Below are 15,616 nucleotides of genomic sequence, written 5' to 3'. Positions count from 1 at the left end.
AACGCCAACGCAGTCAGGCCGCGCCGAAACGCTTGCGCAATGGCGCCAGCGCAGTGACGCCCGGGCGGCACAGGCGCGCCGTCCCCAAAACCCGTGCCGGCCCCTAAATCCCGTGGCTCAGCACGAGTCCCAGCGAGAACAGCACGGCGTAGCCGAGGTTGATGAGGCCGGTCTGCTTCAGGACCGGGATGAGGCTCTTGCGCTTCCGGCCGTTGATCATGAGCCACGCGGGCATCAGGCAGGCCGGGATCAGCAGCAGCACGATCAGCATCCAGGGACGGCCGGGCGCGAGGATCACCACCAGCAGGATGGCGACGGCGAGCATCAGCACGTAGCTTTCACGGGCGTGCTTGTCTCCGAGCCGCACGGCCAGCGTGCGTTTCCCGGCCTGGATGTCGGACGGGATGTCGCGGACGTTGTTGGCCATCAGCAGGGCGCACGCTATGAGCCCGGTGCCGATCGCACCCACAACGGCCGGCAGGCTGATCTGGCCCGCCTGCGTGTACGTGGTGCCAAGCGTGGCCACGAGCCCGAAGAAGACGAACACGAACACGTCGCCCAGTCCCATGTAGCCGTAGGGGTTCTTGCCTCCGGTGTAGCCCCATGCGGCCATTACGCAGCCGAGGCCCACGAGGAGCAGCCACCATGCCTGCGTGATGATGATGAGTACCAGCCCGAACAGCATGGCCACCCCGAACGCGCCGAACGCGGCGTACTTGACGTGTTCCGGGCTCGCGACGCCAGATCCCACAAGGCGCAGCGGCCCCACGCGGTTCTCGTCCGTGCCGCGGATCCCGTCCGAGTAGTCGTTGGCGTAGTTGACGCCCACCTGCAGCAATAGGGCCACCAGGGCCGCCAGGATGGCGTTGAGCGGGCGGAAGGCACCCATCTCAAAGGCCGCCGCGGTGCCGATCAGGACAGGGGCGATCGCGGCCGGCAGGGTGCGGAGCCGGGCGCCTTGGATCCATTGTGCGGCTGTGGCCACGGTGAGTACCTCGTGTTGGTTCGGTGGAGGGTTCGGTCAAACATTCGGTGGAACATTGCCCGTACTGGAAGCGTAGCTTCGGTAGTGCAATGCATTTGGTGGTGCAATGCGCGCCGCATCAACGGGGCACGGCGGGAACTAGTCTATTTTCCCTGATGGAGCGCGTTGAGCCGTTCAATCATCGCGAGCCGGTCGGGTTTTCCGTTCGGCAGCATGATCAGTTCGTCGGCCGGAAGGACTGTCTTGGGGGCAATCAGTCCCAGCGTGCGGCGCCATTGTTCGGCCCAGGCCGCCCCGTCGGCGCCGGAAGAAGAGTCGCCGGAAGAGGCGCCGGACGAAGAGGCGCCGGCCACGGCCACATAGGCTGCCACGGCCTGGCCCCATTTCGCTGACTGGACGCCGGCGACGAAAGCCGCGGTCACGCCGTCGGACTTTTCCAGCTCGGCCTGCACATGCGCGGCGGAGACTTTGACGCCGCCGGTGATGATGACATCGTCCGCGCGGCCCAGGACGGTGAGGCGGCCGTCGGAGTCCAGCACGCCGAGGTCGTTGGTGCGGTACCAGCGCACGCCGTCTTCCTCGGCGAAGGCCTCCTCGGTCAGGCCCGGTGCGTCCAGGTAACAGGCGGCCAGCGTGGCTCCGCCCAGGTGGATGCGGCCGTCTTCGGACAGCCGGACGGCGACGCCCTCGAGGGGAAACCCGTCGTACACGCAGCCGCCGCAGGTCTCCGCCGCGCCGTAAGTGGTGATCACGCGGATGCCGGCGTCGCGGGCGGACTCAAGGAGCCCAGCAGGGGCCGGGCCGCCGCCGAGCAGGATGCCGTTGAAGCGCCGCAGCACCGCCAGGGTGTCGGCCGACGGCTCCTCCAGCAGCCGCTGCAGCTGCGCGGGAACCAGGGACGTGAAACGGACCTTGTCCGTCAGCTCCAGGGCGGCGGCAGTGAAGCCGTCCGTGGTGAACCCGTTGGACAGGTCCATCGCCCAGGGCCGCGTTCCGGCGAACAGCGACCGCACCAGCACCTGCACGCCGGCCACGTACTGCACCGGCAGCGCCAGGAGCCACTGGCCCTCCCCCTTGAGCGCGAACGCGGTGGCCATGGAGGACGCCGCCAGGGCCTCAACCGTCAGGACCGTCGCCTTGGGCGAGCCGGTGGACCCGGAGGTGCGCACCACCACGGCCGCGTCGTCGATCCCGGGGGTTTGGACAAGCCGGACCACCGTTTCGCCGCTGGGGCCGGCGGAAAGCTCGACGGCGGGGCCCTCACCGTGGAGGGCGGCCGCCAGCGCCTTGAGTGCGGGTTCGATGTTCACTTCGCCTGCCTTGGAAACGTGGGCCTGGGGATCATGGGGCTGCCTTTGGGCTAGTGCGGACTTAGAAGTAGTGCGGGAACCTGGACCAGTCCGGATCGCGCTTCTCGAGGAACGCCTCCTTGCCCTCCACGGCTTCATCCGTCATGTAAGCCAGCCGGGTGGCTTCGCCGGCGAAGACCTGCTGGCCGGCCAAGCCGTCGTCGGCGAGGTTGAAGGCGAACTTCAGCATCCGGATGGCCTGCGGGGACTGCCGGGCGATGTCCGCGGCGTATTCCAGGGCTACTTCCTCGAGCCGTTCGTGGTCCACGGCCTCGTTCACCGCGCCCATCCTGACCATGTCCTCGGCCGAGTATTCGCGGGCCAGGAAGAAGATTTCCCGGGCGGCCTTCTGGCCGATCTGGCGGGCCAGCAGCGCCGAGCCGTAGCCGGCGTCGAAACTGCCCACGGTGGCGTCGGTCTGCTTGAACTTGCCGTACTGGCGGGACGCGATGGTGAGGTCCGAGACGACGTGCAGGGAATGGCCTCCGCCGGCGGCCCAGCCGTTCACGACGGCGATGACCACCTTGGGCATGGTCCGCATGAGCCGCTGGACCTCCAGGATGTGGAGCCGGCCGGCGCGGGCGGGGTCGATGGTCTCCTGGGTTTCGCCGTCTGCATAGCGGTACCCGTCCCGGCCTCGGATCCGCTGGTCCCCGCCGGAGCAGAACGAGTGCCCGCCGTCCTTGGGGGAGGGGCCGTTCCCGGTGAGCAGGACCGTGGCGACGTCCGGGGTCATCCGGGCGTGGTCCATGGCGCGGTACAGCTCATCAACCGTGCCGGGGCGGAAGGCGTTGCGGACCTCGGGGCGGTTGAACGCGATCCGGACGGTAGGCAGGTCCCGCACCACCGCGCCGACCTCGGAGCGCTCCACCTGCCGGTGGTACGTCATGTCCTGGAAGTCGTCGAAGCCGGACACGGTGCGCCAGCGCGACGGGTCGAACACATCGGATACCTTGGCGGGGATTTCGTTGCTCACCGTCCAAGTCTAGTAATCGCGTCAGCTGATGCAGAACTCGTTGCCCTCGGGGTCCGCCATGGTGTGCCATTCGTGCGGTCCCTGGTTGGCTGTCCAGAGGAAGGTTGCGCCGCGGGCTTCGAGCTCGGTGCGGACCTCGTCCTTGTCCCGGCCGTCCAGGGCCACGTCCCAGTGCACCCGGTTCTTGACGGTTTTCCCCTCCGGCGCGGTCTGGAACAGCAGGCGGCGCTGGGGTTTCTTGGCGTCGATTTCCTCGGTCGGGCGGATCGCGCAACCCTCCCGCCAGACCAGCTTGCCGTTGTGCACCTGAGTGTCCGCCTCGGTGGCAAACCCCTGATCGATCATTGACCGGATGAACGCCTCGTCCTGCGGCTCCACCGCCCACTCCAGCGTTTCTGCCCACCAGTCGGCGAGTTCGTGCGGATTCTTACAGTCGACGACGATCTGAATGTTGAGTCCCATGGGACAAAACATACGACGACGGCGGTCCCCCTGAACAGGGTGGCGGCCTGAACAGGCGGCAGTGTCGCGGGTGACTATCCCGGGACCCGCTGCAGCTGGTCGAGCAGTTCCGGCGGGATCGTGTAGAGGAAGATGGCGGCCAGCAGGTTCTTGGCCGCGTGCACGAAGTAGGCGAACATCAGGTTCCGGCCGGTCCACACATATACGAACACCAGTGTTGCCCCCATGGCCAGGTATGGCATGAGCGCGGCGACGGTGAGGGCTTCCTGGCCCACGATGTGCAGGGCGGCGAAGAGCGCCACGGACAGGGCGCAGCAGATCCAGATATTGATGCGCCTGCTCAGTTTGCCGATCAGCAGGTGCCGGAAGATGTATTCCTCCACGAAGGGTCCCACCACAACGACGAGCGGCACCATCAGCCAGGCCGGCACCTGCCGCATGAGCGCCTGCAGCCCGGCCTGGTTGGCGGACGTCTCCGTGGTGCCGCCCAGCACCACGAGGACGGCGGTGAAAATCATCATGGCGATGACCGACGCCGGCACCATGGCGGCGGTGAACCACGGCCTGGTGGCCAGCACCTTGAGGTCGCGGACCACCACGTGGCGGGCGGCGAACAGCGCCAGGATGCCCAGGCACCCGAAGAACAGGAGGTTTACGCCATATGACGCGACGGCGGGAGTCGGGGCAACCAGCCGGAGCAGCGGCAGGAGCAGCTCGCCAGCCACGGCGAAGAACACGGCGAGAACCACGTAGAGCCCTACCGTGGTGAAGTCCAGCGGCGAAAATCGGTAGAGGCCCGGCCGCGGCGGGGGAACGGTGCGTCGGATAGTCGCCATGCTTCAAGCGTAGTCCGGACGGGCGGCGGGGGAGCCGACGGCGGGCCCCGCGTTGCAGGGGTCCGGTCGCCACAGGTAGAATGTTCGGCATGCCTAACTTTCTGTTTCGGTGTGCCAAAGTAGTCCGCCGAACCTTCGCCCGCCGGCCTGCGACGACGCACGCCGGGTCCAACCCGTCCGTTTCCCGCCGTTCCGCGGGCGCCCGCGGGACAGGAGCCGCCGCCGTCGTGCTTCTCAGCCTGGCCCTGGCCGCCTGCGGGGGTGCCGCCCCAGGCGGGGGTTCCGGGGGCGAGAAGCCCGTCGTGCTGACCACGTTCACCGTCCTGGCCGACGTGGCGAAGAACGTGGCGGGGGACAAGCTGCAGGTCGAATCCATCACCAAGGCCGGCGCTGAGATCCACGGCTACGAGCCCACTCCCGGGGACATCCGCAAAGCGTCCAAGGCGGACCTGATCCTGGACAACGGACTCAACCTCGAGGCGTGGTTTGCCCAGTTCGTGGAGGGCATGGACGTGCGGCATGCCGTGGTGAGCGATGGCGTGGACGTGATGCAGATCAGCGAGGACTCATACAAGGGCAAGCCGAACCCCCATGCGTGGATGTCGCCGGTCAACGTGCAGATCTATGTGGACAACATGGTGAAGGCCTTCTCCGAGCTGGATCCCCAGAACGCCGCGGTCTTTGAATCGAACGGCAAGGCTTACAAGGCGAAGCTGCAGGCTGTGCAGGACGAGATGAAGGCCAAACTGGCTGCTGTTCCCAAGAACCAGCGGGCGCTCGTGACCTGTGAGGGCGCGTTCTCCTACCTGACGCGGGATGCCGGCCTCGAAGAGGTGTACATCTGGGCTGTCAACGCGGAGCAGCAGGCCACCCCGCAGCAGATTACTGAGGCGATCGGTTTCGTCCGGAAGAACAAGGTCCCGGCCGTTTTCTGTGAGTCCACCGTGTCCGACGCCCCGATGCGGCAGGTGGTGGAAGCCACGGGCGCCAAGTTCGGCGGAGTGCTCTATGTGGACTCGCTCTCCGAAGCCGACGGGCCCGTGCCCACGTACCTTGACCTCATCCGGCATGATTCCAAGGTCATCACCGAAGCACTGACAGGCGCCTCGGCCGGGGCAACGCCATGAGCAACCCGGCCATCCTGGTTGACAACGTCACCGTGCACTACGGCGAGGTCCTGGCGCTGGATGCCGCCTCTCTGAGCCTCGACCACGCCAGGATCTGCGGGTTGATCGGCATGAACGGCTCGGGAAAGTCGACGCTGTTCAAGGCCATCATGGGCATGATCAAGCCGGATGGCGGCCGGGTGCTGATTAACGGTGAGCCGCCGTCGAAAGCCCGCAAGGAGGGCGGCATCGGCTACGTCCCGCAGAGCGAGGACGTGGACTGGCAGTTCCCGCTGTCCGTCCGGGACGTGGTGATGATGGGCCGCTACGGCCACCAGGGATTCACGCGCCGTCCGTCCAAGGCGGACCGTATTGCCGTGCATGACGCCCTGGAGCGCGTGGAACTGGCCGACTTCGCCGGCAGGCAGATCGGCCAGCTGTCCGGCGGGCAGAAGAAGCGCGCCTTCGTGGCGCGCGGCATCGCCCAGGGTGCCACCATGATGCTCCTGGACGAGCCGTTCGCCGGCGTGGATAAGCGCTCCGAAGCCACCATCACCCGCCTGCTGCGCGAGCTTGCCGCGGACGGCTGCACCATCCTGATCTCCACGCACGACCTCCATGCCCTCCCGCACCTCTGCGACGAAGCCGTGCTGCTGATGCGCAAGGTCCTCATGCACGGCCCGCCCGAGTTGGTGCTGCAGCCGGAGAACCTGGCCATGGCGTTCGGCCTCGACGTACTGAACCGGGACCTTCCGGTGCAGGAACCCGGCGGCCGTGATGCTGACCGCGATATCCCGATGGTCGATGCCGATCTTTCCAACCAACAGGGCAGGAGCTGAACCATGGACATTCTGGATATCCTGCTTGAGCCTTTGAGTTACGACTTCATGGTCCGCGCCATCCTCACCACCGCGCTCGCCGCCATCGTCTGCGCGGTGCTGAGCTGCTGGCTGGTGCTCATCGGCTGGTCCCTGATGGGCGACGCCGTCTCCCATGCAGTGCTTCCCGGCGTCGTGCTTGCCTACATCGTGGGCGCGCCCTTCGCGCTCGGGGCGCTGGTGTTCGCGCTGATCGCCGTGACCCTCATCGGGGTGGTGCGGAACACAAGCCGGGTGAAGGAGGACGCGGCGATCGGCATCGTGTTCACGTCGCTGTTCGCCCTGGGCCTGGTCCTCATCTCCGTGACGCCCAGCCAGACCGACCTCAACCACATCATCTTCGGCAACCTGCTGGGGGTCAGCATTCCGGACCTCATCCAGGTCCTCGTGCTGGGGGTCGTGGCGTTCGCCATCCTGATCCTGAAGCGGCGCGACCTCACCCTCTACGCCTTCGATCCCACGCACGCCCACGCCATCGGGCTGTCCCCGAAACGGCTCGGCGCGCTGCTGCTGGGACTGCTGGCGCTGACGTCCGTGGTTGCCCTGCAGACAGTGGGCGTGGTGCTGGTGGTGGCCATGCTCATCATTCCGGGCGCCACCGCGTACCTGCTGACCGACCGGTTTTCGCGCATGCTGGTGATCGCGCCGACGATCTCCGCCGTGTGCTCCATCGCCGGCATCTACTTCAGCTATTACCTGGACACGGCCTCCGGCGCCATGGTGGTGCTCACGCAGGGTGCGGTGTTCGCCGTCGTCTATCTGTTCAGCCCGCGGCAGGGACTGATCGGCACCCGGCTGGCGAAGGCCCGCCGCCGGAAGGCAGCTGCGCTGGCCGTCTAGGCCGCGCTTGCGTTTGAGGTCAGGCCCGACGGCGGTGCTCGCCTTTGGCAGGCGGGCCCGACGGCGGTGCTCGCCTTGACGGCACCGCCGCCGCCGGGCAGGCTTGACGCATGAAGTCCTAATGAGCAGCGCTGGCACGTGGCCGCGCTGCCTCCCGTCGACCGGGCCCCGCAGAGCACCGGCTCCGAAGCGGATCAGTTCCCAGCGGATCAGATCGCTTTGGGGCAGGCTCCGGGGCCGCCTTTCGGATTGCGAGGACTTCCCATGACTGAACCCACCGCCCGTACTGAACAGCTGCGCCTTTCCGGCGTCTCCCACGGTTACGGGGACCGCGAACTCTTTGCCGGCGTCGAGCTGGTGATAGCGCCCGGCGAACATGTGGCAATCGTCGGCGAAAACGGCGCAGGCAAGTCCACCCTGTTGAGGATCCTGGCAGGACATGAGGCGCCGGACTCAGGCGCGGCCGTCCGCCACGGCCGGGTGGGATACCTTGCCCAGACCTCCGGCCTGCCCGCGGGGTTGACCGTTGCCGACGCCATCGACGACGCCCTGCGTGCCCTGCGGGACATGGAAGCCGAACTCGAACGGCTGGAGGCAGGGCTGGCCACGGCCGAACCGCACGAACTCGAGGCGTACGGGAGCCTGCAGACCCAGTACCAGCTGCGCGAGGGTTATGCCGCGGAATCGCGGGTGGAAGCGGCGCTGGACAGGCTGGGCCTGGGCGGCGTGGAGCGGAGCCGGCTGCTGGGGTCGTTGTCGGGCGGGGAGCAGGAGCGGGTTGCACTGGCGTGCCTGCTGGCGGATCCGGCGGACATCCTGCTCCTGGACGAGCCCACCAACCACCTCGACGCCAACGGCACTGCCTGGCTGGAGAACCGCCTCGCCGCCCACCGCGGGACCGTGGTGGTGGTCTCGCACGACCGCGTGCTGTTGAGGAGGGTCGCGTCCACCGTGATTGAAGTGGATGCCGAACGCCGCACAGTGAACCGTTACGGCAACGGCTACGACGGCTACCTGAAGGAGAAGAGGGCCGAACGCCAGCGCTGGGTGCAGCAGTACCACGGGTGGATCGACGCAATGGCTGCGGAACAGCGCCAGGCCGAAACGGTCGCCACAAAGATGGGCTACGCCCGCCAGCGCGACGGCGACAAGATGGGCTTCGACTTCAAGGCCGGCACATGGGAGCGCGCCGCCACAAGCAAAATCCGCAACGCCCAGGAACGCCTCCGCCGCCTGGAGGCCAACCCGGTGGAGCGCCCGCCCGAGCGCCTGAAACTGGATGCCGGGCTGGAGGAGTACGGCCCGGCTGGTTTCGGAGCGGACGGCCTGTCGGCCGACGGCCTGGCTGCCGCGGGTGCGGCGGTTCGGGCGGCAGGCGGTGAGGCGTCCAACTTGGTGCTTAGGGCGCGCAAGGCACGGCTGCCCGGCCGGCTGGACCTGTCCGAATTCCGCGTGGACCGGGGCCAGAAGATCCTGATCACCGGCCCCAACGGCGCGGGGAAGTCCACGCTGCTTTCCCTGCTGGCCGGCACGCTGGAGGCTCCCGTGGGCGAGGTGGAGCGTCGAGGGCGGATCGGCTATCTCCAACAGGAGCTCGAGCCGCCCCGGTATCCGGCGCTGCGCCTGCTCCCGGCTTTTGCCGCCGGACTCGGCGGAAACATAGACGACCATGCCGAGGCGCTGCTGCGCCTGGGGCTCTTCCGCGCCAGTGAGTTCCATGTGCCGGTGGGCGGCCTGTCCGCCGGGCAGCAGCGGAGGCTGGCGCTGGCCCGGCTGCTGCTCGGCCACAACGATGTCATGCTGCTCGATGAACCCACCAACCACCTGGCGCCCGTGCTCGTGGAGGAGTTGGAGACCGCGCTGGCCAGTTTCAGCGGAACACTGGTGATGGTCAGCCATGACCGTGCCCTGCGCCAGTGGTTCAGCGACTGCGCGGACCGGTCCCGGGAGGACCAGTCGCGGGAGGGCCGGTTCCGGGACCGGCCGGCGGAGCGGGGCGGTGCTCATCCCGTAGGAATGGCCGCGGCACCGCCGCGCGGCACGTGGCTGAGGTACACCATGGAGGGCGGCATTCTCGAGCCGGCACCCGTGTCGGCATAGGGCGCACTCCGTAAACACGTGACTCCGTAAACAGCTGACGCCAGGTGCCGGCGGCTGGCGGCCGCCGGCACCTGGCGTCAGAGTGCCTAACTACTGTTGCGGGACCTACCGTCCGGGATTACCGGAAGAGGTCGCCGTAGGTTCCCATGATGATCCGGTCGCCGGGTGTCGACTTCCTGATGTAGTCAACAACTGCCCAGTCGTCCAGCGAGATGCATCCCGCCGTCGGGACCTTGTTCATGTGCAGGAAGATGGCGAAGCCGGCGTCCTGGACAATATTGGGGCGGTTGTAGTTAACCACCACGCCCTGGCGGTAGTCATGGGTTGAGCGGGTGGCGAAGTACCACATGTTTTCGTCCCAGCCCACCCACGAGGAGGACTCGAAGTACTTGTTGTACGTCGCGGTCCAGGGGTTTCCGCCCCAGCGGGAGCGCGGGTTCAGCGTGCGGTAGGCGAGCTTTGTTCCCGGGTTGCCCAAGCCGAAGGCTTCGGTGACCGAGTACGAACCGGTGGGTGAGTACAGGTTGCGGGTTGGCCCGGACGCGACGCCCGGCGGCTTGAACCCGGACGCGCCCACGTAGCCGTCGGTCTTCCAGTCCGGGACGTAAGTGCCTGCGATCCGGACGCAGTAGAGGTTGGTGGCGTAGGACAGCCCGTAGCCCTGCGTGAACGTGAGGAGGACCCGGTTGGCGCCGTACGTGGAGTACTTGGACCGCCCGTTGTTGAGTTTCTGGCAGTCGGTTATGGCATATATCCGGGTGCCTGCCGCTGACGTCCAGCCGATGAAGCCGCGCTGGAACGACTGGATGCACTGTCCAGCCGAGCACCTCTCGTTGGCCGTGGGATAGCCGAGTGTTCCGCCGACACCACCGCTGGCATAGAACTTGCTGCCGATTCCGCCCCGGACAATCCAGGCGCTGGTCGCAGGGGACCAGTGGATTGTTCCGCCCTGGAATCGCTGGAGGCAGCCGCTGGCCGGCTGGCCGCAGGCCTCGTTGGCCATGGGGTACCCGAGGGAACCGCGGTTTGCCCCGGAGGCGGCGTAGCGGCTGCCGATGCCGGCCCGGGTGATCCAAGGTCCCGTTGCGGGAGACCAGTAGATCGATCCGCCCTGGAATCTCTGGCTGCAGCCTCCGGCGACCTGGCCACAGACCTCGCCGGCGGTGGGGTAGGCCAGGACGCCATTCTGGGCTCCTGCGGCGCGCCAGCGTCCGGCGATGCCGCCGCGGACCACTTGCGCTCCGGTCTGCGGTGACCAGAAGATGGCTCCGCTCTCGAAGGCCTGCGAACAGCCGCCGTTCCTCAGCCCGCAGACTTCAGCAGCCAACGGCAGGCCCAGCACGGTTTCGGCCCCGGACGCCGCCCAGCGGGTGCCGATGCCGGTCCTCGTGGAGAAAGTCAGGAACTGGGTGCCGGTCCAGACCAGCACTTTTCCGCTGGAGAACTTCTGCAGGGATTTGGCGCCGATGACTGTTTCATCGGTGATCGGATATCCGAATGTGGGAAGCGCCCCGGCCGCATGCCATTGCGGTCCGGTGCGACCGGTGGCCAGGAAGACAGGATGGGCGCCGGTCGCGGATGTCCAATAGATCGAGCCGCCCGTGAACGCCTGGACGCAAAAACCTGCCGAGCACTGCTCATTGGCCGTCGGCGCACCGAGTACGCCGTCCTCGCCGCCCAGGGCGAGCCACTTGGCGCCGATGCCGCCACGCGTGACGAACTCGGGCGCCGGGTCAGGCTCAGGTGCCGGGTCGGGCTCGGGCACGGGGTCGGTGCTTGGATCGGTCAGTTGGGTGCCCAGCGATTCCCCTGCTCCGGGCGTCTCGGCAGGGGCTGGCGGGGTGTCGGGCTGCGGAGTGGCTTCGTCCGTTGCTGGCAGGCTCCCCGGGTCAGTGCTTCCGGTGTCCGCAGACTGGGCCGGCGGCGTTGACGGAGCGGCGTCGTCGGCGAGGGCGGGTGAGGGCGCGAAGGATCCGGCCGCGAAGCTCAGGAGCAGGGCAGCCGCAAGTAGTGTTTTTTTCACGAAGCGTCCTCCACCGAGACAACCGGTTCGCACGTGCCCTGTTGGCCCGTGGTTTTGGCGAAGTTCTCAGCAGAGACCTCAGCCGATTTCCCTGCCTGGACCGTTTCCGTAATCAGCGCGTGGCCCTGGACTGCGGCGCCGACGGTCACCGCGAGGGCCACCGTGTAGGTCTTTGCCTTGTCCGAAGAGTTCACCAGGGTTCCCTTGAACGTCCACGATCCGTCCGGGCCGGCCACACAGGTGTGCTCCTGCAGGGCGTCGATCGCGTTAAGCGATGTGGACACGTCGGTGGGCAGGGAGGGGGCAGTGGTGGGTGGTGAGGATACTGACGGCGTCTGGGCCGCCGTCGTGGTTGATGGTGGTGAAACGCTGGGGCTCGGTCCGGCGGGGCCGGAGCCGCCGCCTGAACACCCCGCAACTGCCAGCAGCAAAGCAGCTGGCAGCAGTAGTGCTCTCTTTCTCATAGTCCCCCCTGAAAATGGCGCGAGTGCCGACACCCGCATGAGACGGTGCGGACGCCATGGCCGGGAACGCATCCCCGTCCATGGTGCTCAGGGTAGCCGCAATCCGGCCCTCACAGGAGTGTTTTTTCCATTCGAATTACTTTGTTTCTGCAGTGTGTGCGGTTCCGCCCCGGGCCGGAAATGTTGCCCGCGTCACGGAGCACTCCGGAGATCTTGTAAGATGGATGAGCCGCGCGAACCTTCGATGCTTCGCGAGTTTTTGTACACATACGGTCCTCATGAGGGGCCGGAACACGAATTATCTGTGCAAAAACTCCAGGTTCCGGAACCGGCATTGCCCACCTACGGCATCCCCCCGACCTACAAGGAACAGCTGTGCCTCAAAGTACCCCTACAGAACTTAAGAGCCCGACGGCACCATCCATCGCCGTCGACTCGACCCTCAGCGCCGAGGGCTACAAGAAGTCCCTGAGCGGCCGCCAGGTCACCATGATCGCCATGGGCGGCGCCATCGGCGTCGGCCTCTTCATGGGTGCCGGCGGACGCCTGGCCTCCACGGGCCCCGCGCTGATCTTCTCCTACGCCATTGCCGGCGTCATCGCTTACCTGCTGATGCGCGCCCTGGGCGAGCTCATCATGTACCGCCAGACGTCGGGTTCCTTCGTTAGCTATGCCGGCGAAATGTTCGGCAAGAAGGGCGCGTACCTGTCCGGCTGGATGTACTTCATCAACTGGGCCATGACCGGCATCGCCGAGCTCATCGCGATCGGACTGTACTTCCAGTTCTTCTTCCCCAACGTGCCTGTTGAACTGTCCGCCATCGCGGCGCTGCTGCTGCTCGTGGGCGTCAACCTCCTGAGCGTCAAGGCGTTCGGGGAATTCGAATTCTGGGCCTCCTGCCTCAAGGTCGGCGCCATTGTGATCTTCCTGGCCGTGGGCACCTTCATGGTGGTCACCAACGCCCAGGTGGGCGACGGCAACGCTTCGGTCAGCAACCTCTTCGCAGCCGAAGGTGGAATGTTCCCCAAGGGTGCGCTTGTCATGATCCTGGTCCTGAATGCCGTGATCTTCGCCTACAACGGTATTGAGCTCGTCGGCATCACGGCCGGCGAAATGCAGGATCCGGCCAAGGAAGTGCCCAAGGCGATCCGCGCAGTCGTCTTCCGCATCGTGGTGTTCTACGTCGGTTCCGTGACCCTCCTGGCCATGCTGCTGCCGTCGGACCAGTACGTGGCCGGCACCTCGCCGTTCGTCACCGTGTTCGGCCAGATGGGCCTCGGCTGGATGGGCGACGTCATGAACATGATCGTCATCACCGCCGCCCTGTCCTCCTGCAACTCGGGCCTGTACTCGATCGGCCGGATCTTCCGCACCATGGCCAACAACGGACATGCTCCGGAGTGGCTGACCCGGATGTCCAAGAGCCACGTGCCGTACGCCGCCATCCTGGCCATCGGCGCCGTGTACCTCGTCGGCATCCTGCTGAACATCTGGCTTGGCGGCTCGCACGCCTTCGACCTCGCCCTCAACTCCGCATCGATCGGCGTGATCTTCACCTGGGGCGCCATCTTCGCCAGCCAGATCGCGCTGCGCAAGAAGAAGGGCAAGGTCTCCTCCCTGCCCGCGCCGGGCGGAACCTGGAGCAGCTGGGCCGGCTTGGTGGCCCTGCTGGCCATCACGGTGCTGATCGGCTTCGACACCATGACCAGCAAGACCGGCGAGGTCTTCCACCTCGGCCTCTGGACCCTGGCCACCATCCCGTTCTTCGCCCTGGTGCTGTGGCTCGGCTGGCAGAAGGTCCGGAACAACGAACCGAAGAGCGAGCTCTTCAGCTAGTACGTTTCACCTAAGCAGTACGGCGACGGCGGCGGTCACCTTCCCAAGGTGGCCGCCGCCGCCGCCGTTCTCCCCATCGGTTGCTCCGTAAGTGCCCTTCTGGGCGCTCAGAAGGGCACTTACGGAGCAGCCGATGGCATAGTCTGGCAGGCGCAAATCTTGCAGGCGCAAACAACGACGGCGGGCTCCCCCCAAGGAGAGTCCGCCGTCGTCGCGTATGCAGGTCCGTGAGGACCATTTGTCTGGGGGAAGCTAGTCCTTCTTGAACTCGTCTTTGACGTCTTCGCCGACCTTCTTGGCGTCCGCAACAACCTGGTCCTTCTGGCCCTCTGCCCTCAGGCGGTCATTGTCCGTGGCGTTGCCGGCGGCTTCCTTCGCCTTGCCGCCGAAGTCCTCAGCGGCGTTCTGAATCTTGTCTCCGATGCCCATGGTGGGAACCACCTTCCGTTGCCGGTTGATCTGACAAAGCCGTTTCAGCCTAACACAAAGCATGCTTACTAATTCAAGACGGGGGGCTGGCGGGAAGGGGGCGGCCGCCGGCGCGTGCTGGGGTGATGGCTGCCGGCGCGTGCTCAATGTCGGTCCCCGGCACTAGGCTCGGAGCATGGATCACAGCACCAGCCTGACTCAGCACGTAAACGCAAGCCCGGAGAAGGTCTGGGCGGTGATTTCGGACATCCCGGGTTCGGCGGCCACCCTTTCGGGCGTCGAATCCATCCAGATGGTCAGCGAGGGCCCGTACGGCGAAGGCACCCGCTGGAAGGAAACCCGGTCCATGATGGGCCGGCGCGAAACGGTGGAAATGTGGGTGTCGCAGGCCGACCCGCCGCGCAGCACCACGGTCAAGGCTCTGCAGGGCGGAGCCGACTACACGTCCCGGTTCACGTTGGCGGAGCGCGACGCCGGGACTGACCTCACCCTGACCTTCGGCGCGGAGGTGCTTCGGCCCGCGGCCCTCAGTAGGATCATGATGGCGCTCTTCGGCCGGATCGGCATGAGCATCACGCGGAAGGCGCTCGCGAAGGACCTCGCCGAGATCGCAGCAAAAGCAGAGTCGCTGTAGTGGCGGGGCGGCCGGCGGGAAAACCCGCGCTCGGCAAGGCGTTGAAGGTCACGCCCCCGCGGCTCGCGGCTGTCCGGCTGGACGGGCTGCGCGTTGACGACGCGCCGGATTTCCGGCGTGGGGAGAGGTACGACGGCGTGCGGTACAGCAGGGCGGACGCCGACGGCTTGGAGCTGAGCGGCATTGTCTTTGCGGAGTGCGAATTCGCCGGGGTTTCCTTCAATGAGGCGCAGCTGCGCGGGGCGAGTTTCCGCGACTGCATCGTGGATGAGGCGTACGCCCCGGTCCTCAGGGCGGCCCGGTCCACCCTGCATGACGTCGAGTTCAGCAATCCCCGCTGGGGCTCGGCTGAACTGTATGAGAGCGGCTGGCAGTTCGTGAAGATCGACGGCGGCAAGCTGGACTACCTGAACCTGCGCGGCTCCCGCTTGGCGGACGTCCTGATCAGCGACTGCATCATCAACGAACTGGACCTGGGTTCGGCCACCGCTGCCCGGGTCGTGCTGAAGAACTGCACCATCGGAAGCCTGGACCTGAGCGGAGCCAGGCTGAAGGACTTCGACCTCCGCGGCACGGACTTCCGCACCATTAGCGGCCTCGGCAGCCTGGCCGGCATGGTGATCGACGACTACCAGCTCGGCCTCATCGCCCCGCTGCTGGCGGCGCACATGGGATTGGTGGTGACGTAACCCCGCAGC

The 15,616-nt window shown here is 66.7% G+C and carries 15 protein-coding genes; 7 read left to right on the top strand and 8 right to left on the bottom strand.

The genetic code is table 11. The features are described 5' to 3' along the window. Nucleotides 1-103: 103 nt before the first annotated feature. The 5 genes from J7I89_RS17230 to J7I89_RS17210 form a co-directional block, all read right to left on the bottom strand. Complete coding sequence (locus tag J7I89_RS17230) at nt 104-985, bottom strand: 1,4-dihydroxy-2-naphthoate polyprenyltransferase (protein WP_214972880.1); 882 nt, start codon at nt 983-985, stop codon at nt 104-106. Between the two features lie 143 nt (nt 986-1,128). Further along, a complete protein-coding gene (locus J7I89_RS17225; protein WP_308159951.1) occupies nt 1,129-2,295 on the bottom strand; it encodes an AMP-binding protein in 1,167 nt (388 codons plus the stop codon). Nucleotides 2,296-2,356: 61 nt separating this feature from the next. Beyond that, complete coding sequence (locus tag J7I89_RS17220; RefSeq protein ID WP_214972877.1) at nt 2,357-3,310, bottom strand: 1,4-dihydroxy-2-naphthoyl-CoA synthase; 954 nt, start codon at nt 3,308-3,310, stop codon at nt 2,357-2,359. Between the two features lie 21 nt (nt 3,311-3,331). Next, the gene (locus J7I89_RS17215; protein ID WP_214972875.1) at nt 3,332-3,772 is read right to left on the bottom strand and encodes a VOC family protein; all 441 of its coding nucleotides are present in this window, start codon (nt 3,770-3,772) and stop codon (nt 3,332-3,334) included. 74 nt (nt 3,773-3,846) lie between these two features. Further along, nucleotides 3,847-4,608, bottom strand: a complete 762-nt coding sequence (locus J7I89_RS17210) for a CPBP family intramembrane glutamic endopeptidase (RefSeq protein WP_214972873.1) — start codon at nt 4,606-4,608, stop codon at nt 3,847-3,849. An 89-nt stretch (nt 4,609-4,697) separates the two neighbouring features. On the opposite strand from J7I89_RS17210, the gene J7I89_RS17205 reads away from it, so the two are divergent. From J7I89_RS17205 to J7I89_RS17190, 4 genes are all read left to right on the top strand, one after another. Then, nucleotides 4,698-5,735 (top strand): metal ABC transporter substrate-binding protein, encoded by a 1,038-nt coding sequence (locus tag J7I89_RS17205; RefSeq protein WP_214972871.1) that lies wholly within the window; start codon nt 4,698-4,700, stop codon nt 5,733-5,735. Beyond that, on the top strand, nt 5,732-6,553 hold the full coding sequence (locus J7I89_RS17200; protein WP_214972869.1) for a metal ABC transporter ATP-binding protein: 822 nt from the start codon (nt 5,732-5,734) through the stop codon (nt 6,551-6,553). Before J7I89_RS17205 ends, J7I89_RS17200 begins: the two co-directional genes overlap by 4 nt. Before the next feature lie 3 nt (nt 6,554-6,556). Continuing rightward, complete coding sequence (locus J7I89_RS17195) at nt 6,557-7,432, top strand: metal ABC transporter permease (RefSeq protein ID WP_214972867.1); 876 nt, start codon at nt 6,557-6,559, stop codon at nt 7,430-7,432. Between the two features lie 264 nt (nt 7,433-7,696). Continuing rightward, entirely contained in the window at nt 7,697-9,532 is a 1,836-nt protein-coding gene (locus tag J7I89_RS17190; protein ID WP_214972865.1) for an ABC-F family ATP-binding cassette domain-containing protein, read from the top strand. Between the two features lie 118 nt (nt 9,533-9,650). Here J7I89_RS17190 and J7I89_RS17185 read toward each other — a convergent pair whose 3' ends face one another. Together J7I89_RS17185 and J7I89_RS17180 are read right to left on the bottom strand one after the other, a co-directional pair. Continuing rightward, the gene (locus J7I89_RS17185) at nt 9,651-11,555 is read right to left on the bottom strand and encodes a hypothetical protein (RefSeq protein ID WP_214972863.1); all 1,905 of its coding nucleotides are present in this window, start codon (nt 11,553-11,555) and stop codon (nt 9,651-9,653) included. Next, on the bottom strand, nt 11,552-12,019 hold the full coding sequence (locus J7I89_RS17180; protein WP_214972861.1) for a hypothetical protein: 468 nt from the start codon (nt 12,017-12,019) through the stop codon (nt 11,552-11,554). The genes J7I89_RS17185 and J7I89_RS17180 overlap by 4 nt, the downstream gene beginning before the upstream one ends. A gap of 375 nt (nt 12,020-12,394) precedes the next feature. On the opposite strand from J7I89_RS17180, the gene J7I89_RS17175 reads away from it, so the two are divergent. Beyond that, nucleotides 12,395-13,855, top strand: a complete 1,461-nt coding sequence (locus tag J7I89_RS17175) for an amino acid permease (protein WP_214972860.1) — start codon at nt 12,395-12,397, stop codon at nt 13,853-13,855. Nucleotides 13,856-14,107: 252 nt separating this feature from the next. On the opposite strand, the gene J7I89_RS17170 is transcribed toward J7I89_RS17175, so the two are convergent. Then, nucleotides 14,108-14,284 carry a CsbD family protein gene (locus J7I89_RS17170; protein ID WP_214972858.1) on the bottom strand — a complete coding sequence of 59 codons (177 nt, stop codon included), beginning with the start codon at nt 14,282-14,284 and terminating at the stop codon, nt 14,108-14,110. 175 nt (nt 14,285-14,459) lie between these two features. Here J7I89_RS17170 and J7I89_RS17165 point away from each other — a divergent pair, with 175 nt between their 5' ends. Both J7I89_RS17165 and J7I89_RS17160 read left to right on the top strand, forming a co-directional pair. Further along, nucleotides 14,460-14,918, top strand: coding sequence for an SRPBCC family protein (locus tag J7I89_RS17165; RefSeq protein WP_214972856.1), 459 nt, complete (start codon nt 14,460-14,462; stop codon nt 14,916-14,918). Next, nucleotides 14,918-15,607, top strand: coding sequence for a pentapeptide repeat-containing protein (locus J7I89_RS17160; RefSeq protein WP_214972855.1), 690 nt, complete (start codon nt 14,918-14,920; stop codon nt 15,605-15,607). Before J7I89_RS17165 ends, J7I89_RS17160 begins: the two co-directional genes overlap by 1 nt. Nucleotides 15,608-15,616 lie beyond the last annotated feature (9 nt).

The sequence above is a fragment of the Arthrobacter sp. ISL-5 genome (genome assembly GCF_018613835.1).
Lineage (GTDB): Bacteria > Actinomycetota > Actinomycetes > Actinomycetales > Micrococcaceae > Arthrobacter.
The sequence above is the reverse complement of the archived record's forward strand: the minus strand, read 5'-3'. Positions and strand labels throughout refer to the sequence as shown.